The sequence below is a fragment of the Ruegeria sp. AF5 genome, from assembly GCF_056541905.1.
Map to the genome: position 1 here is coordinate 475,099 of NZ_JBQFYZ010000001.1, position 17,952 is coordinate 493,050.

Annotated in this window: 20 protein-coding genes; 14 read left to right on the plus strand and 6 right to left on the minus strand. The window is 58.2% G+C overall.

The annotated features are described in order from the left end of the window. Nucleotides 1-69: 69 nt before the first annotated feature. Genes ACR0DS_RS02355 through gatC form a run of 4 tightly spaced genes read right to left on the minus strand, consistent with a single transcriptional unit; the run spans nt 70 to nt 3,262 of the window. Nucleotides 70-789, minus strand: a complete 720-nt coding sequence (locus tag ACR0DS_RS02355; protein ID WP_480492639.1) for an N-acetylmuramoyl-L-alanine amidase — start codon at nt 787-789, stop codon at nt 70-72. Then, nucleotides 740-1,444, minus strand: coding sequence for a hypothetical protein (locus ACR0DS_RS02360; RefSeq protein ID WP_480486396.1), 705 nt, complete (start codon nt 1,442-1,444; stop codon nt 740-742). The genes ACR0DS_RS02355 and ACR0DS_RS02360 overlap by 50 nt, the downstream gene beginning before the upstream one ends. 39 nt (nt 1,445-1,483) lie before the next feature. After that, nucleotides 1,484-2,971: an Asp-tRNA(Asn)/Glu-tRNA(Gln) amidotransferase subunit GatA gene (gene gatA / locus ACR0DS_RS02365; RefSeq protein WP_480486398.1), complete on the minus strand. Its 1,488-nt coding sequence runs from the start codon at nt 2,969-2,971 to the stop codon at nt 1,484-1,486. Between the two features lie 3 nt (nt 2,972-2,974). Next, nucleotides 2,975-3,262, minus strand: a complete 288-nt coding sequence (gene gatC, locus ACR0DS_RS02370) for an Asp-tRNA(Asn)/Glu-tRNA(Gln) amidotransferase subunit GatC (protein WP_267365979.1) — start codon at nt 3,260-3,262, stop codon at nt 2,975-2,977. A gap of 228 nt (nt 3,263-3,490) precedes the next feature. Here gatC and ACR0DS_RS02375 point away from each other — a divergent pair, with 228 nt between their 5' ends. Both ACR0DS_RS02375 and ACR0DS_RS02380 read left to right on the plus strand, forming a co-directional pair. Then, nucleotides 3,491-3,649, plus strand: coding sequence for a hypothetical protein (locus ACR0DS_RS02375; protein WP_209504628.1), 159 nt, complete (start codon nt 3,491-3,493; stop codon nt 3,647-3,649). Between the two features lie 157 nt (nt 3,650-3,806). Then, nucleotides 3,807-4,370 (plus strand): DUF4202 domain-containing protein, encoded by a 564-nt coding sequence (locus ACR0DS_RS02380; protein ID WP_480557663.1) that lies wholly within the window; start codon nt 3,807-3,809, stop codon nt 4,368-4,370. Between the two features lie 75 nt (nt 4,371-4,445). On the opposite strand, the gene ACR0DS_RS02385 is transcribed toward ACR0DS_RS02380, so the two are convergent. Then, nucleotides 4,446-5,117: a ceramidase domain-containing protein gene (locus ACR0DS_RS02385; protein WP_480557665.1), complete on the minus strand. Its 672-nt coding sequence runs from the start codon at nt 5,115-5,117 to the stop codon at nt 4,446-4,448. 59 nt (nt 5,118-5,176) lie between these two features. Between ACR0DS_RS02385 and ACR0DS_RS02390 the strand changes: the two genes are divergently transcribed. Together ACR0DS_RS02390 and ACR0DS_RS02395 are read left to right on the plus strand one after the other, a co-directional pair. Then, nucleotides 5,177-5,869: a metal-dependent hydrolase gene (locus ACR0DS_RS02390; protein WP_480557667.1), complete on the plus strand. Its 693-nt coding sequence runs from the start codon at nt 5,177-5,179 to the stop codon at nt 5,867-5,869. A 7-nt stretch (nt 5,870-5,876) separates the two neighbouring features. Then, entirely contained in the window at nt 5,877-6,848 is a 972-nt protein-coding gene (locus tag ACR0DS_RS02395) for an adenylate/guanylate cyclase domain-containing protein (RefSeq protein WP_480557669.1), read from the plus strand. A gap of 25 nt (nt 6,849-6,873) precedes the next feature. On the opposite strand, the gene ACR0DS_RS02400 is transcribed toward ACR0DS_RS02395, so the two are convergent. Continuing rightward, the gene (locus tag ACR0DS_RS02400; RefSeq protein WP_480482026.1) at nt 6,874-7,332 is read right to left on the minus strand and encodes a nucleoside deaminase; all 459 of its coding nucleotides are present in this window, start codon (nt 7,330-7,332) and stop codon (nt 6,874-6,876) included. Between the two features lie 61 nt (nt 7,333-7,393). Between ACR0DS_RS02400 and ACR0DS_RS02405 the strand changes: the two genes are divergently transcribed. The 10 genes from ACR0DS_RS02405 to ACR0DS_RS02450 all read left to right on the plus strand — a co-directional run bounded on the left by ACR0DS_RS02405 (nt 7,394) and on the right by ACR0DS_RS02450 (nt 17,944). Beyond that, nucleotides 7,394-8,209, plus strand: a complete 816-nt coding sequence (locus ACR0DS_RS02405; protein WP_267365962.1) for a pseudouridine synthase — start codon at nt 7,394-7,396, stop codon at nt 8,207-8,209. 175 nt (nt 8,210-8,384) lie between these two features. Next, nucleotides 8,385-9,299, plus strand: a complete 915-nt coding sequence (locus ACR0DS_RS02410; RefSeq protein WP_267365963.1) for a 5-bromo-4-chloroindolyl phosphate hydrolysis family protein — start codon at nt 8,385-8,387, stop codon at nt 9,297-9,299. A gap of 30 nt (nt 9,300-9,329) precedes the next feature. After that, entirely contained in the window at nt 9,330-10,520 is a 1,191-nt protein-coding gene (locus ACR0DS_RS02415) for a toxic anion resistance protein (RefSeq protein ID WP_267365964.1), read from the plus strand. Between the two features lie 49 nt (nt 10,521-10,569). Further along, nucleotides 10,570-11,490, plus strand: a complete 921-nt coding sequence (locus ACR0DS_RS02420; RefSeq protein ID WP_480482348.1) for a DUF2927 domain-containing protein — start codon at nt 10,570-10,572, stop codon at nt 11,488-11,490. Between the two features lie 22 nt (nt 11,491-11,512). Further along, nucleotides 11,513-12,655: an SPFH domain-containing protein gene (locus ACR0DS_RS02425; protein ID WP_480557671.1), complete on the plus strand. Its 1,143-nt coding sequence runs from the start codon at nt 11,513-11,515 to the stop codon at nt 12,653-12,655. Between the two features lie 47 nt (nt 12,656-12,702). Next, the gene (locus ACR0DS_RS02430) at nt 12,703-13,806 is read left to right on the plus strand and encodes a TFIIB-type zinc finger domain-containing protein (protein ID WP_480545782.1); all 1,104 of its coding nucleotides are present in this window, start codon (nt 12,703-12,705) and stop codon (nt 13,804-13,806) included. A gap of 65 nt (nt 13,807-13,871) precedes the next feature. Further along, a complete protein-coding gene (locus tag ACR0DS_RS02435; RefSeq protein WP_480557673.1) occupies nt 13,872-14,540 on the plus strand; it encodes a nitroreductase in 669 nt (222 codons plus the stop codon). Nucleotides 14,541-14,582: 42 nt separating this feature from the next. Beyond that, a complete protein-coding gene (dtd, locus tag ACR0DS_RS02440) occupies nt 14,583-15,020 on the plus strand; it encodes a D-aminoacyl-tRNA deacylase (protein ID WP_480475727.1) in 438 nt (145 codons plus the stop codon). Then, nucleotides 15,020-16,123, plus strand: coding sequence for a glycerate kinase type-2 family protein (locus ACR0DS_RS02445; protein ID WP_480557675.1), 1,104 nt, complete (start codon nt 15,020-15,022; stop codon nt 16,121-16,123). Before dtd ends, ACR0DS_RS02445 begins: the two co-directional genes overlap by 1 nt. Before the next feature lie 234 nt (nt 16,124-16,357). Continuing rightward, nucleotides 16,358-17,944 carry an ABC transporter substrate-binding protein gene (locus ACR0DS_RS02450; protein ID WP_480482037.1) on the plus strand — a complete coding sequence of 529 codons (1,587 nt, stop codon included), beginning with the start codon at nt 16,358-16,360 and terminating at the stop codon, nt 17,942-17,944. Nucleotides 17,945-17,952 lie beyond the last annotated feature (8 nt).

Consider the following 17,952-nt stretch of genomic DNA (forward strand, 5'->3'; position numbering starts at 1 on the left):
AGGGGCCAGCCCCTTCTTGGCCTGCGGCCAATTCAACCCCGGGATATTTTTGGCCAGATGAAGAGCGGATCAGGTTGTTGTGTCCGACGGGGTGACCGCATTCATATCCGCCATGTCCAGCGGACCTTTCGCCCAGGGGCGAAATCGCAATCGGACAGCGGCCAGCAGTTTTGCATCGTCCACGGGGGCGGTGAAACCTGCCATCCGAGCAGAGGCGCGAAATGCTTCTGCATCGGGTGACATCGGATCAACTCCTGTGCCGCGCGGTTTGGCCAGCGCTTGCTTTTCGAGCCTGTTCCAGTCGAAGCGCGGCCCAGGATCGCATTTACGGCCGGGCGCCATATCGGAATGCCCAATGACCCCGGACGACGCAATGGACCAGCGGGTCATGATCAGGGGCAACAACTGTTCCAGCACCGCCATTTGCGGCTGCGAGAACGGATGTTTGCCGGTGTTATCCAGTTCAATCCCAACCGAGCGCGAGTTGATGTCGTCCTTGCCGTCCCATTCCCCTGCGCCGGCATGCCAGGCGCGATCTTCTTCACGCACCATTTGCCACAGGGTGCCATCACCCCCGATCAGGTAATGAGCCGAAACTTCGGAAGCCGGGTCGCATAGGCGATCCAGAGCCGCCTGCGCACCGTCCATGGCCGTATAGTGGATCACGATCAAGGATGGCACCATCCCGCCCCGGCGCTTGCCGAAATTCGGAGACGGATGCCAGATCGGCGTTAAGGCGTCAGTTGTTAACGGCACTGCGGAACGGGCTGGGGTCCCAGCCACAGGCATAGCCGTCGCCATCCGGGTCCAGACCCTTGCGGTCACGTTGCGGACCGCCGTTGGACAGGAATTCGATCTGAGCCTGATCCGGTGACGGGAATTGCGCGCAGTTCCGCTGTGACTTGGCTTGCAGGTTGAAACCGGAACGGCTGTAGAGTTGTGTGCCCACCGGATTGGAGGTGCTCAGCGCATATTGTACGATATTCGGTTGGCCGCTCGCCGTGCGCTCAGGCACGGCGGTTGGAGCGACGACTTTGTAGGTCTGGCGGTTTTGCTCAATCCGGGCGGCATCGGATTGGATGCTGCGCCTCTCGGACACGGCTGCGAAGTCCTGCTCGTCAGAGATTGCGCTGCTGTTGGAGCCGGAAGACGGCGACGCGGAGACCGAGGATTGCCCGGACGTGCTGGCCAACGCTGCGGCGGTCTGGTTGGCGATGTCCGCATTCTCACCTGTTGCAAAGGTCGATGATCCCGGTGTGCCCAGTGGTTGCTGGGAAACATCGACCGGAGCCAGCAGCGGATTGACCGCCCCGCCCTGGCCCGCCAATTGAGCCTCGCGCTGCGCCTGATATTCAGGCGTGTTGAAACCCGTGCTGGTCAACGGCGCGACATTGGTGCAGGCCGCAGCCAGTGTCAGGGCCGGGACCAAAAGCAAAACACGCATTGTTTGGCTCCGTCTTCAGTAATTCACTTGCCCGAAGGCTTACCACCATTTGCCGGGCTTGGCCACAAAACCGGCTGCGGTTTCCAGCGCATAAGCGGTGTTGAGCAAGTCACCTTCTTCCCACGGGCGCCCGATCAGCTGCAACCCCAAGGGAAGACCTTGTGCATCCAGCCCTGCGGGGACCGAGATACCGGGCAAGCCAGCGAGGTTCACGGTAACCGTAAAGACGTCGTTCAAGTACATTTGAACAGGGTCCGCCTCGGTCATTTCCCCCAGACCGAAAGCCGCCGAAGGGGTTGCCGGTGTCAGAATGGCATCGATGCCTGCGGCGAACACGTCTTCGAAGTCTTTCTTGATCAGGGTCCGGACCCGGCGCGCGCGATTGTAATAGGCGTCATAGAAACCTGCGGACAGCACATATGTGCCGACCATCACGCGGCGCTGCACCTCGGGGCCAAAACCTTCGGCGCGGGTCTTTTCGTACATCTCGGTGATGCCATCGCCCTGCGCGAGCTGTGCACGGCGACCATAGCGAACACCGTCATAGCGGGCGAGGTTCGAAGATGCCTCGGCCGGGGCAATCACGTAATAGGCGGGCAGCGCGTATTTGGTGTGCGGAAGCGAGATATCGACAATCTCGGCCCCCGCGGCTTTCAGCATCGCTGCGCCATCGGCCCAGAGTTTTTCGATCTCGGCGGGCATACCCTCCATACGGTACTCTTTCGGGATACCGATCTTCTTGCCCTTGATGTCACCGGTCAGCATGTCCTCGAAATTTGGGACCGCCAGTTCGGCACTGGTCGAATCCTTGGGGTCATGCCCGCACATGGTTTCCAGCATGATCGCTGCATCACGCACGTTCTTGGTCATTGGTCCTGCCTGATCCAGCGAGGACGCAAAGGCGACGATACCCCACCGCGAGCAACGACCATAGGTGGGTTTGATGCCCGTGATGCCAACGAAGGCCGCAGGCTGGCGGATCGAGCCTCCGGTGTCGGTACCTGTCGCAGCCAGGCACAAATCAGCAGCCACGGCAGACGCAGACCCGCCAGACGAGCCGCCCGGTGTCAGTTGCGCATCATCGTTGCCACGGCGCCACGGGCTGACCGCATTGCCATAGGTCGATGTTTCATTGGACGATCCCATGGCGAATTCGTCCATGTTCAGTTTTCCCAGCATCACCGCGCCTGCGTCGGCCAGTTGCTGAGAAACGGTGGATTCGTATTCCGGCTTGAACCCTTCCAGGATTTTCGACGCCGCCTGCGAGGGCACACCCTTGGTGCAAAACAGATCCTTGATGCCGATCGGCAGGCCACACATCGACGGTGCGTCGCCACGCTGGATCCGCTCATCCGCAGCCTTGGCGCGCTCCATTGCAAGTTCGGGTGTCTTGTGGACAAAGGCGTTCAGCGCATCTGCCTCGTCAATGGCTTTCAGGCAGGCGTCGGTCAGCTCGACAGAAGTGACGTCACCTGAGCGCAGCGCATCGCGCGCCTCGGCCAGACCCAGTTTGTTCAGCTCGCTCATGTCTTACTCCACCACTTTGGGAACTGCGAAGAACCCTTCGCGGGCGTCAGGGGCGTTGGCCAGCACCTTGCCCTGCTGGTTGCCGTCGGTTACCTCGTCCTTACGGCGTTTCAGCCGCATCGGCGTGACCGAGACCATCGGCTCGACACCTTCGACATCCACTTCGTTCAGCTGTTCGATGAACCCGAGGATGGTGTTGAACTCGGATGCCAGCGCCGGCAGCGCGTCATCCTCGACCTTGATCCGGGCCAGTTTGGCCACTTTGGCGGCGGTGCTTTGGTCAATCGACATCGGCTTCCCTCATCTACGTTATGGGGCGTTTACCTGTCTGTTGCGGCAGTCGCAAGACCGCTGCGCCATGGGCCGTCCCGAGTTTGAGATCCACCGCATGACACCCGCCATTCAAAACTGAATGAGTGGTATGCAAAAAAGTAAACTAATTAGTTCAATATTGTCCTTGAAAACTGAACTGTACTGTTCATTTCTAGTTGCGCGACACAACGCAAACCGGAGAAAAACATGAAACCCCTGATGATTGCCGCAGTCTTGTCCGCCACCTTTTTGGCCGCACCGGCCATGGCCTTGGGTATCGACACAAGCAACCTGACACGCACTTTGACCTTCCCCTCGCCCGTGACGGAACCGGTCACTCAGGACAAGGTTAAACCTGCAAAGTGATGCGCAGGTTCCGGCTGGGTCGGATTTCCCCTCTCCGACCCGGCCAAAACGCATATTCGAGGGTGCACAGCCCAAAGCGAGTCGTTAGCATTGCTGCAAATACCAAAAGGGAACTGCATAAGGCACTTGCGGTTCTGACAAGCAAGTGGAGCAGCTGATGAACACGCAAAAACAAGCGGTCCTGGATGCCATCGATGCGGCGAATGCAAATGACCCCAACCGCGATGATGGCCGCCCCGAAGCGCAGCTTTACGGCGAGCGCATGAGCGCAGAGCTTGACCGCCTGTTTCCGGGCGCGTCCGACGCCTTGCAGATTGCGGCGCGTGGTCAACATGTGGAGCGGTGGAAACTTGCCCGCAATGAATTCCCGGAAGGTCGGGCGGGTTATCTGGCCTGGCGCAAGGCGCAAGGTGTACACCACGCGGACGTGGTGATGAGTTTGATGACCCAAGAAGGCTATGACACTGAGCAGGCCGAAGCCGCGGGTCGCATGTTGCGCAAGCAAGGCATCAAACGCGATGCAGAGGTGCAGGCGCTGGAAGATGTGATCTGCTTTGTGTTTCTGAAATGGTATTTCCAACCCTTTGCGGCGAAACACTCGGCCGAGAAAATCCAGAGCATTGTTGAAAAGACTGCCCGCAAGATGTCGCCCGAGGGCCGCGCACGGGTTATAAGCGAATTCGACCTGCCGGATCATCTGGCCGCAGCCTTTCAAGACTGAGAAAAGGCCAACGCCGTTTCATCGACCGAATAATAAGTCTTAAGGTTGGTAACGACAGGCCTCCGCGCCATATGCTCATGATCCACGAGTTTGGGTGACGCGGCCCCTGATGAGGGCCGCTCGATACACTTCGATCATCCAGCCCAGCAAAATGGCATTCAGGAGATGCCACATGAAATGTGTCCCCACCGGCCATTGGCCGCAGAAACGCATATCGAGGGCACGGAAAGTTATCGACAGGATCAGGATCAACGCCCCGATTGTCATTCCTTTGGCCAGAATCGGATCACGGCCGCGCAAAAGAACAGCATAGATCAGGATCAGCAAAGGGACTGGCGCATAAACCGCCGACCCTCCAAGCCCCGGAACCTGTTGGAACAGTGGGACAGCAGCCGTCGCATAGGGAAGAAAAAGAAGCATTCCCCCGAACGCCACCCCCAAAGGCATCCTCCAGATGTCTTTATTCACCGCAAAAATATAGACCAATATGAACAACAGTATGGGCGCGACATCCGCCAAAGCCGCCCATACCTGCGCATGCGTGTGGAACAGGTAACTGCCAAACCCGATGATCGCCAGAAGCGCCACCAAAACCTTGGCCATCGGCATGTTCTGATTGCGCACGCGCCGCCACATGACCCATGCGCAAATCAGAAAAGCAGCGTTTGTGACCGCGTTAACGGGCTCGGCCCAGTAGGCTGGAGACAGCCGCTCGCAGTACCCGTCTATTTCACGAAACCAATCCATGGAAATTTACTTATCCGATGTTAGGCTGCCGCCAACAGAATGATTGGGAGGAAATAATTATGAACATTATCTGGTTGGGCCATGGAAGTTTCCGTATCGAAACCCAGGGACAGGTGCTGCTAATCGACCCCTGGCTGACCGGCAACCCGGTCTTGCCTGAGGAACAGCATGACGCCGCCGTTGATGGCGCCACCCACATCCTTCTGACCCATACGCATTTTGACCATGTCGTCGACGTTCTGCCTTTGGCCAAACACCTGAAGATTCCGGTTGTGGGACAATATGACTTGATGGGGTACTGGGCCGAAGCCGAAAGCATCGAGACCATTGGTTTCAACAAGGGCGGCACGGTCAACCTGAACGGGGTCAAGGTAACAATGGTCCCGGCCTCTCACAGCTCGACCTTTTCGACACCGGACGGCCTGCGCACAGGCGGCAGCGAGGTCGGCTTCATGATCAGTGCCGAGGGGCGCATGCTTTATGTTTCAGGTGATACCGACATCATGGCCGACATGGACTGGATGGGGGATTACTACAAACCCGATATCGGCATCCTGTCAGCGGGCGGGCATTTCACCATGGATATGAAAGCTGCCGCCTACGCCGCCAAAAGATACTTCAACTTCAAGACGGTAATTCCCTGCCACTACAAGACCTTCCCGATTCTTGAGCAATCCGCTCAGGCGCTGGCACGTGCTTTGCCGGGTGTAGACGTCATCGAACCGCAAGTTATGCAGGCGATAAAGCTGTAGGGATGATATGACCAGCGACATTGTCCCTTCACCGGAACTGATCGCAGTTGTACGGCGATGGAATCAGGCCGTTCATGACAAGGATCGGGCTGCGCTGGTCAATATGCTGTCATCCTCGGAACACCTGCGGTATCAGGGCTCGGCGGATGAAGAGGCATGGTCCGGGCAGGTGTTTCGGCGTGGCTTCGCCGATCACACCAACGAAATCCCGGACTATGACTGGCAGGAACATTCGCTGGAAGCGTTTGAATGTGGGGATGTAGGCTGGGCATTTTGCGAAGCGACGCTGACCTTTCATTCGAACGGCAATTCAGCCTGGCACCGCTTTACATTTGTTCTGCATCTGGAAGACGGCGTCTGGAAAATGGTGCAGCTGCATGTGTCTAACCCGACCTCGAACATGGAAAAGATCGGCATCGAGCATTCGGTGTTGAATGCACTGATCGAAGCCGCAAAACAGGAGTTCACACAGGATCAGACCGAGGGAACCGCTTCGGTCATGTTCACTGACATTGTCGGGTCGTCAGATATCACCTGGCACTTGGGTGACAAAAAATGGGCCCAGCTTATTTCCGGCCATTTTGATCTGGCTGAACACCTTATCCAAACCCATCAGGGACGGCTGGTCAAATCCCTTGGGGATGGCACGATGTCGATCTTCCCGACGGTCCAGGATGCGATTCAGGCAGCAATCGAGCTGCAAAGAAAGAACGCATTGGCAAATTCCGAAACACCTCTGGGTCTGCGGATTGGAATTCATACCGGCGACGTCATACAGAAAGATGAGGATTTCTTCGGGTCCGTCGTCAATAAGGCCGCGCGCGTGACAGACGTAAGTGGCCCGAATGAAATTCATGTCACCGACGTGACCAGATTGCTGGTCAGCCCGGAGGGCGGTCTGAGGTTCAGCTCGCCAAAATCGGTCGCACTGAAAGGGTTCGGCGGGCAGCAGACAGTGTATCGCCTGGACTGGAACTGACAGTGGCCGTCCTGTCAGATCACGGTCATTTTTCTATTCGTTTTTCCGCGAAAAAATCCAGCAGCAGGTTTTCACATTCTTTGGCGGCTATGCCGTCATAGACCTCGGGCTTGTGATGTGCTTGCGGGTGGGAAAAAACCCGCGCGCCATGGGCCACGCCGCCGGATTTGGGATCGGACGCCCCATAGTAAACGCGCCGGATGCGCGCGGCCGCCAGTGCCGCTGCACACATGGCGCAGGGTTCCAGTGTCACATAGATATCAAATCCGGGCAGTCTTTCAGATCCGGCATAGGCACAGGCCGCGCGCAAAGCCAAGATTTCTGCATGCGCAGTAGGATCGTTCAACTCACGCGTCCGGTTTCCTGCCTGCGCCACAACAGAGCCATCCGGCCCGACAATGACCGCGCCAACGGGCACTTCGCCGCGATCCGCTGCTGCGCGCGCCTCACGCAGCGCCTGTTCCATATGCGATTTGAATACCATGCCCCTGACTGCATCAGAAACCTGCCTTTCGCAAGCGCGCGGGATAGGGTATGGCCCAGACATGAACAAGACCCCTCCTCCCGGCGACCGGATCGCCAAAGTCCTGGCCCGCGCTGGCGTCGCGTCGCGGCGCGAGGCCGAGCGCATGATCGAAGCTGGCCGCGTGGCCGTGAATGGCAAGACCATCGACAGCCCCGCCCTGAACGTGACGGCGAAAGACAAGATCGTGGTCGACGGCAAACCGGTCTCGGAACCGGAACCCTCGCGCTTGTGGCTGTATCACAAGCCCGCTGGGCTGGTTACGACAACCCGCGACGAAAAAGGGCGCGATACGATTTTCGACAAGCTTCCCGAAGACATGCCTCGGGTGATGAGCGTTGGCCGGCTTGACCTGAATTCCGAAGGTCTGCTGCTGCTGACTAATGACGGTGCTATCAAGCGCAAGCTTGAACTGCCCGCGACCGGCTGGTTGCGCAAATACCGTGTGCGGGTAAACGGCCGCCCGAAAGACGAAGATTTCGAACCTCTGCGCAAAGGTCTGGTGATTGAGGGAGAGCGGTTCCAGCCGATGACCGTCACGCTGGATCGCCAGCAAGGGGCCAATGCCTGGCTGACCATCGGTCTGCGCGAAGGAAAGAACCGAGAAATCCGTCGGGCCATGGAAGATATCGGTTTTAGTGTGAACCGTTTGTTGCGGGTTTCATACGGCCCGTTCCAATTGGGCAATCTGAAGCCAGGCGAAGTCGAAGAAATCCGCCGCCGCGTTATGCGCGATCAACTTGGGCTGGATTCGGATGCCAAACCCGAAGCGGCCCCCAAACGCCCGACGCGACCACAAAGAAAACGCCCGCCCATCGGCAAGAATCCCCGCAAGTGATGCAGGTTCGGCAACCTTCCCCCTAGCGCCAAGCCTGCGTATCCCCTAAATTTTCTGTGATTGCTGCAAATTGGGGAGCGTGATGTCCGGAAGCGGAGTGCAAAAATTCGCCTACGCCGTATTGCTGGTGCTCTTGTTTGGCGTGTGCACAGGCGTGCTTGGGGGCTTGTAACGCATGGCAAAGCGATTTGGCGGCAAATACAGCCCTCAGGATGATACGTCCGGCGACACTCTTCAGCCCCGTGGGCAATTCGATGGCGCACGGGTTGAACCTGCGGGTGCGCGTGCCAATGTCCTGTTCATACCGGCCATCCCATTGGTGTTTCTGTCGCTGAACGACGGCGCGATTGGCATGACCATAGGTCTGATCGCAGCTGGCCTGCTGACGGCAGCTGCGTTCTTGCTGCGCGAAGGTCTGCGGGCCGAAGCCGCGTTTAACGCCCGTAAGGCTGCCCGCCGGCCTGCGTTTCCCCGTAAAATCTTTGCCAGCCTTCTGACAGGTCTGGGCGCCGCTCTTGCGTCCTACCGGACCGAGTTTCTGAATGCGGAAGCGGTATCGCAAGTCAGCCTGCTAGCCCCCGTCTTGTTCGGCGTGGCAGCAACGGTGCTGCATTCGGCCTCCTTCGGGTTTGACCCGATGAAGGACAAGGGCATGGAAGGAATTGACACCTTTCAGCAAGATCGCGTTGCCCGGGTCGTTGAGGATGCGGAAAACCGTCTTTCCGAGATGACGGACGCCATCAAACGCGCGGGTGATCGCCGGATCGAAGCCCGTCTGGAACGGTTTCAGGACACCGCACGTGACCTTTTTCGAACGGTCGAGGAAGACCCCCGCGATCTGGCGGGCGCGCGAAAATACATGACGGTTTATCTACAGGGCGCGCGTGATGCGACGGTCAAGTTTGCCGATGTTTACGCCCGGACCCGTGATGCGCAGGCGATGACAGACTACGTCGCCTTGCTGGATGATCTGGAACAGAATTTCGCCGCGCGTACGCGGAAAATGCTATTGGATGACCGCAGTGATCTGACGGTCGAAATCGACGTGCTGCGCGAAAGATTGCAGCGCGAAGGCGTCCGGTTGGACTGACCGGCCATTATTTGAGCGAGGAACATCCCCATGTCCGATGAGATCAAGAACAAGGCGGCTCAGGCCGAAACACTGGTGCAGGAAGTCACCGCAGTTGCCCTGCCCGAACCAAAGGCCGAGGTCATCTCGCTTGAAGAAGCCGATGAACCCGTGAGTGCCGAGATCCGCAAGCGCATGGACGAGATCGACATGGGCAACACCAATTCGATTGTTGCTTTCGGGTCTTCCGCTCAGGCCGAATTGCAGGAAATCAGTCAGGCCATGCTTGCGGATGTGCGCAACAAGGATGTTGGCCCGGCAGGTGACAGCCTGCGCAATATCGTGACCACGATCCGCGGATTTTCGGTCAGTGAGCTGGACGTGCGCCGCGAGCGTAGCTGGTGGGAAAGGCTGCTGGGCAGAGCCGCACCATTTGCGAAATTCACCGCTCAGTTCGAAGAAGTTCAGGGGCAGATCGACCGCATTACTGACGATCTTCTGGGACATGAACATACACTGCTCAAGGACATCAAATCGCTGGACCTGCTGTACGAGAAAACTCTGGGTTTCTACGATGAACTGGCGCTGTATATCGCGGCGGGTGAAGAAAAGCTGACCGAGTTGGACAGCCATGACATCCCCGAAAGGGAAGCCGCCGTTCAGGCCGCGCCAGAAGAAGAACAGGTGATGAAAGCACAGGAACTGCGTGACATGCGCGCCGCGCGTGACGATCTGGAGCGCCGCGTGCACGATCTGAAACTGACCCGTCAGGTCACGATGCAGTCGCTTCCGTCGATCCGGCTGGTGCAGGAGAACGACAAGTCGCTGGTCACAAAGATCAACTCGACGCTGGTGAACACCGTGCCGCTATGGGAAACGCAACTGGCACAGGCCGTCACCATTCAGCGCAGCGCCGAAGCTGCTGCCGCGGTGCGCGACGCCAACGATTTGACCAACGAGCTTTTGACTTCGAATGCTGCCAATCTGCGCCAGTCGAACAAGATGATCCGCGAGGAAATGGAACGCGGCGTGTTCGATATCGAAGCTGTCAAAAAGGCCAACGCAGACCTGATCGGCACCATCAACGAAAGCCTGGCCATTGCGGATGAAGGAAAAGCCAAACGTGCCGCGGCCGAGGCCGAGCTGCAGAAGATGGAGGCGGAACTGCGCGACACTCTGGCATCCGCCAAGGCGCGACGAGACGGGACCGGCGACAACGCCGGAACCGCTGTCCCCGGCTGAGGCTGAACTGGGCGTGCGGGATATTACATATCTGAAACTGGGGTTGGGGATGGCGGCGTTTTTGGCTTTGGCCAATTGCGATGAAACACTGACATCCTCGATTGCACCACAAGCGCGCCCGGCGCCTGTTTCTGTTGCGGCGAATGCCTATGTACCGCCATCTGCCGCAAGTCAGGATCTGGCGCGGTTTTACCAGCGTGTCGAACGCGACCTTTTGGTGCGGGGGTTATTGCGGACAGACGGGGGCGGCCCCGATACGCCTTATGACGCCCAGGATCTGGCGCGAAATTTCGAAGCGATTGCGTTCTACAGCGAATATCCGACCCAAAACGTTTCCATCGGTTCCCGCCAGACAGACGGGCAACTCAGCCGGTGGTCGGGGCCGGTGCGCATCCAGACCGAGTTTGGGCCTTCCGTGCTGCCCGCTGTTCGGGAACAAGATGCGGAACGGGTTCAATCCTTTGCCTCGCGCCTGGCGAGGCTGACGGATCATCCGATTTCCGTGGTCTCCCGAAACGCTAACTTCCACGTCTTCTTCGCGGGCAAGGACGACAGCACCTATGTGGTGTCCCGACTGAAACAGCTGATCCCGAATATCAGTCAGGCTTCGCTTGATCTGGTCGCAAATCCGAGATCGAATTTCGATTGTTTTGTTTTTGCCTCGGCGACAACGGCGTCTCCGTACAAATATGTGCGCGCCGTTGCGTTGATCCGGGCCGAGCTGACCGATCTGGTCCGTCGCAGTTGTATCCACGAAGAAATCGCACAGGGACTGGGATTGTCGAACGACAGCCCGGCAGCGCGCCCATCGATCTTCAATGATGATGACGAGTTTGCCCTGCTGACGAGCCATGACGAAAAACTGCTGACAATGCTTTATGACAAGCGGCTGGAGCCCGGCGTGACAGTCGATCAGGCCCGCCCCATCGTGCATGTCATAGCCCGGGAAATGATGGGGCAACCGCTCTGACACCAAGGACAGGAGAACCCAAATGGGAATATTCGATTTTCTGACCGGAGAATTCATTGACGTCATCCATTGGGTTGACGACACTCGCGACACCATGGTCTGGCGGTTCGAGCGTGAAGGCCATGAAATCAAATACGGTGCCAAGCTGACTGTGCGCGAAGGTCAGGCGGCCGTATTTGTGCATGAAGGGCAGTTGGCGGATGTGTTCACGCCAGGTCTCTATATGCTAGAGACCAACAACATGCCGATCCTGACCACGTTGCAGCACTGGGATCATGGCTTTCAGTCGCCGTTCAAGTCCGAGATCTACTTCGTCAATACGACCCGGTTCAACGACCTGAAATGGGGGACCAAGAACCCGATCATGCTGCGCGACCCCGAGTTCGGGCCGACCCGCATACGCGCCTATGGTACCTATACCGTTCGGGTCAAAGACCCGGCCAGGTTCCTTGTGGAAATCGTCGGAACCGACGGCGAATTCACCATGAGCGAGATCAGCTTTCAGGTCCGCAACATCATCGTGCAGGAGTTCAGCCGCGTTATTTCGGGGTCAGGTATTCCTGTATTGGACATGGCGGCGAACACGGCTGATCTGGGCAAATTGATCGCGACTGAAGTTTCCCCGGTGTTGGAAGGCTATGGGCTGGAGATGCCGGAATTCTACATCGAGAATATTTCGCTTCCTCCGGCGGTCGAGGCCGCATTGGACAAGCGGACCTCGATGGGATTGGCCGGAGATCTGGGCAAATTCACACAGTATTCCGCAGCAGAGGCAATGACGGCTGCGGCCAGCAACCCCAGCCAAGGCGGTGGCATGGGCGCAGGTCTTGGCATGGGAATGGGCATGGCGATGGCACAGCAGATGTCAAACATGGCAGCGGGCCAGCCGAGCGGCCCGTGGGGATCGCCCGCCCCCGCTGCCCCACGTCCGGCAGCTCATACGGCCCCGCCGCCGCCGGTCGAGCATGTTTGGCATATCGCCGTGGATGGGCAGACCAGCGGCCCATACTCCAAAGCCAGGATGGGCCGAATGGCCAGCGAGGGCGATCTGACGCGCGACACTTATGTCTGGACCGCGGGCCAGGACGGCTGGAAAAAGGCCGGTGACGTGCAGGAACTGGCGCAACTGTTCACCATTCTGCCGCCACCGCCGCCGGGGGCCTGACCGAAACGCGATACTCCTCCATCTGACCTGACACTATTGGGTAACGTATGACACACGCCCCTGACTTTGCAGAGCACCGCTTTCCCTGCCAGCAATGCGGTGCGGATTATCGGTTCAGCCCTAGCAATGGTACGCTGACATGTGATCATTGTGGTCATTCGGAACCAATCGGATCGGGCCCCTGGCAAGGTGCCAGCCTGCGCGAACTGGATTTTGACGCGGCCATTGCGGACCGTCTGCCTGACAGCGAGCTGGAACAGACCCGCGTTCTGTCCTGTCCGAACTGCGCAGCCCAGGTTGAATTCGACCCCAACACGCACGCTGCGGAATGCCCGTTCTGTGCCACGCCGGTGGTAACCGACACCGGCGTGAACCGGCATATCAAGCCGAAGGGCGTTCTGCCTTTTGCTTTCGACGAGCGCGAGGCGCATAAGGCGATGAGCGATTGGCTGGGGCGGTTATGGTTCGCGCCCAACGGGCTGAAGGACTATGCCCGCAAGGGCCGCAAGATGCAGGGCATTTATGTGCCGTACTGGACCTTTGATGCCGACACCAAATCCGCCTACCGTGGTGAGCGCGGCGTGATCTATTATGAAACCCACACTGTGATGCGGGACGGTAAACGGGTTCAGCAACAAGTACCAAAGGTGCGCTGGTCGCCCAAATCGGGTCGTGTTGCGCGTTTTTTTGACGATGTCCTGGTGCTGGCTTCGCAGTCGTTGCCCAAGGCTTACACTGACGCGTTGCAGCCTTGGGATCTGCCGGCACTTGAACCTTACCAGCCAGAATACCTCGCCGGATTTCGCGCCGAGGCATATACAGTTGAACTAAATGAGGGCTATACCGAGGCCCGCGCGCATATGGCGCGCGTGATCGAACGGGATGTTCGCTTCGATATTGGGGGTGACAAGCAGCGTATCCACGCGGTGGACACCGAGGTGCGCGATGTCACCTTCAAACATATTCTGCTGCCGATCTGGATGGCGGCTTACAAATATCGCGGGCAGACCTATCGATTTGTGGTGAACGGTCGAACCGGGCGGGTTCAGGGGGAACGTCCCTGGTCAGCCATCAAGATCACGATTGCCGTTGTTCTGGGCCTGCTTGTTGCCGGGGTTGTCGGGTATCTGGCAGCCAACGGGCAGCAATAGCAACTGCTTGTACATCTCGCGCGGCATGATCATCCTGAGGGTCGGAACATAACAACGAGGCGCTAGTGTCATTCGCAGAACTGAATAACCTTCTGGAGAAACGCCAATCCTGCCGGGCCTTCCTGCCCGACCCTGTACCAAAGGAGCAGATCGAACAAATCGTGGCCAGCGCGGCCCGGGTCCCAAGCTGGTGTAACGCGCAGCCGTGGCAATTGGTGATCACAAGCGGCGCAGAGACCGACAGGTTCCGCGCGGCGATGCAAAACGAAGCGGAAACAGGCGCACCGGCCCCCGATCTTCCGTTTCCCGCGTCATATTCAGGCGTCTATCAAGACCGCCGCCGCGCGTGCGGTTGGGCGCTCTATGAAGCAGTCGGTGTGGAACGCGGGGACCGGGCAGGATCGGCCCAACAAATGATGCGCAATTTCGCTCTGTTCGATGCACCGCATTGCGCCATCGTCTCAAGCCCGGCGGAACTTGGGCCATATGGCGCAATGGATTGCGGAGGGTTTGTTACGGCTTTCTCGCTGGCAGCGCAGGCGTTGGGCGTGGCAACCATTCCTCAGGCCGCATTAGCTGCGTATGGCCCGTTCCTGCACAGATATTTTCAGATCCCGGAAGACCGCCTGATCCTGTGCGCGATTTCCTTTGGGTATTCAGACAGAAAGCATCCCGCAAATAACTTTCGCACAGATCGTGCCGCGCTGGGTGACTTTGTCGACTGGCGCGGCTAAACCATCGCTCAGGCAAGATAATCGCCAAGGGGGGGGAACCGCGTGCGCGCATTGCTGCAAAGAGTTTCGCAAGCCAAAGTATCGGTAGATGGCAATGTCATTGGCGCATCCGGTCCGGGGCTTTTGATTCTTGTCTGCGCCATGCAGGGGGACGATGAAGCCCAGGCTGAAAAACTGGCCCGGAAAACCGCCAGACTCAGGATTTTCAAGGACGATGCGGGCAAGATGAACCGCTCGCTTCTGGATGTAAAAGGGTCAGCCTTGGTGATCAGCCAGTTTACATTGGCGGCAGATACAACAAGCGGTAACAGGCCGGGGTTTTCAACTGCAGCACCGCCCGAACTTGGCGAGCATCTGTATAATACCTTCGCAAACTACCTTGCTGCGCAAGGTGTAGCGGTGGAAACTGGACAATTCGGGGCCGACATGGCCGTTGAACTTGTCAACGACGGACCGGTCACAATCTGGGTGGAGACTTGATGGATACTGAAAAGCAAGCCGTTCAACTTTGGCGCGCCGGGGTTGAGGCCGTTGACGGATACACCGCCACCGAGGCCGCCCTGCACGACATCCCGAAACCGGACCGTATTCTGGCCGTAGGCAAGCCCGCCGCCGCCATGGCACGGGCGGCGTTGGCGCGGTTCGGCACGATTCCCACGCTTGTTGTGACCAAGGACGATCACGGCCGTGACTTGCCGGACACTGTCGAGGTGATCGAAGCCTCGCACCCGGTTCCGGACAACCGCAGCCTTGCAGGCGGGCGCGCTCTGCGTGCTGCGCTGGAGCAGATGGAACCCGGATCACATGTGCTGCTTCTGGTGTCGGGTGGCGCGTCTTCGTTGGCCGAGGACCTTTTGCCCGGAAAATCACTGAGCGATCTCGAAGCATTGAACCGCAAGTTGCTTTCAGAGGGGATGGATATCGGTGCGATGAACGCTGAGCGGCGCAAACTGTCCCGCATCAAAGGCGGGGGGTTACTGTCGCACTTTGCGGGCGCGCGCGCGACCGTTCTGGCCATCTCGGATGTACCGGGCGACGACCTCAATGTCATTGGATCGGGTATCGGCGCTTTGCCTTCCAGCCACACATTTGGGGCCACCACTCGGATCGTGGCCTCAAACGCCCATGCCCGCAATGCGGTTGTGCAAGCCGCCGAAGCAGCTGGGCTAAAGGTTTGGGCCAATGAAGAGGCGCTGCATGATGACTATCTGAAGGTCGCCGCACATCTTGGCCAACTGCTGCGCGGAATGGAAAAAGGCGTGATGGTCTTCGGTGGGGAACCGACTGTGGTCTTGCCGGATCACCCAGGGCGCGGTGGACGAAACCAGGCACTGGCACTTGCGCTGGCGCAGGAGATTGCCGGGCAGTCAAACCTGACAGTTGTTGTCGGCGGAACGGACGGCACAGACGGGCCGACCAATGCGGCAGGGGGAATCATTACCGGCGCAACATGGAGCGAAAGCGGGATAACCGCCCTTCGAAATGCTGACAGCGGATCGTTTCTGGAAAAAGCCCAAGCCTTGCTGACAACCGGGCCAACCGGCACCAATGTCATGGACCTGGTTGTCGCAATACGTGGATGAATTGACGCATATCGCACCGCGCCGTACCGCAAAGGCTCGGAAACTGGCCTGAAACAGAATTGTATCATAGTATTCTTGTGGAAAGGGCATCGCGCCAAACAAGGTTACTTGCGCTTCGGCCTTCGGCATCTAGGAGAAATACCCTTGCCCGGTCCGCCGAAATAAGCCAACGTTGACTCATGCGTCAACAAAAACCCGAAAAGGGTTAAAACCACTCGATAGGGAGAATAATCGATGAACGAACAAATCACGCATATGGCCGGTCAGGTCACAGCCGGAAAAATGACCCGCCGCGAATTCATGGGGAAAGCCGCGGCTCTGGGTGTTTCGGCTGCGATGGCCAGCACAATGTTCGCGGACGCCGCTCGGGCTGCTGGGCCGAAAAAGGGCGGTGATTTGAAATTTGGTCTTCAGGGTGGTGAATCGACTAACTCTCTGGACCCAGCGACCTACGCAAGCTCGGTTCCCTTCCAGAACGGCAAACAGTTTGGTGACCAGCTTGTTGAAGTTGCACCAGACGGCTCGATCGAGCCGCGTCTGGCGGAAAGCGTTGAAGGCAGCGCCGACGCTAAGGTTTGGACTTTCAAGCTGCGTCAGGGTGTCGAATTCCACAACGGCAAGACTATGACCAGCGAAGACGTGCTGAAAACCATGCAGCGCCACTCGAACGAAGACTCCAAGTCCGGTGCCCTGGGCATCATGAAGGGCATTGAGTCAATGAAAGCTGACGGCGACAACTTCCAGGTCACCCTGACCGAGCCAAACGCCGACCTGCCCTATCTGATGGCCGATTACCACCTGATCATTCAGCCTGATGGCGGTATGGATAATCCGGGGGCAGGTATCGGGACTGGACCGTACAAATTGGAAGTTGACGAACCCGGTGTGCGTCACTTGTTTACAAAGAACGAAAACCACTGGAACAGCGATTACGGCAATTTCGACAGTGTCGAAGTCATCGTCATCAACGACGCAACTGCGCGTACCGCTGCCCTGCAATCCGGACAGGTCCACGCGGTCAACCGCGTGGAACCCAAAGTTGCCGACCTGTTGGGCCGCGCACCCAACCTGACCGTACATTCTACCGCTGGTCGCGGTCACTATGTCTTCATCATGCATTGCGACACGGCACCGTTTGATAACAATGAACTGCGCACCGCGCTGAAATACGCCATCAATCGGGCTGACCTGGTAGACAAGGTTCTGCGAGGCTACGGTTCGATCGGTAATGATATGCCGATCAACGCGGCCTACCCACTGTTTGACGAAACAATCGAGCAGCGCGAGTTCAGTGTCGAAAAGGCGGCCGAGCACTACAAAAAGTCTGGCCATGATGGCTCGCCGATTATCCTGCGTGTTGCAGATGGTGCCTTCCCAGGTGCTGTCGACGCCGCAGCTCTGTTCCAGCAGACGGCCGCTCAGGCTGGTATCCCGCTGGAAATCAAACGTGAGCCCAACGATGGCTACTGGTCCGAAGTCTGGAACGTCCAGCCCTTCTGTGCGTCGTACTGGGGTGGTCGCCCTGTACAAGACCAGATGTATACTACCGCTTACCTGTCAACTGCGGATTGGAACGACACTCGTTTCAAAGTTCAGGCCTTTGACGATCTGTTGTTTTCGGCGCGTGCAGAACTGGATGCAGAAAAGCGCAAAGGCATCTATAGCCAGATGGGCCGTATGGTCCGCGACGAAGGCGGCTTGATTTGCCCGATGTTCAACAACTTTGTTGAAGGCGTCAGTAATCAGCTGGATGGTTGGGAATCAGACCCGAACCAAGAGATGATGAACGGCAACATGTCCCGCAAAATGTGGTTCGTCTAAAACGGGCC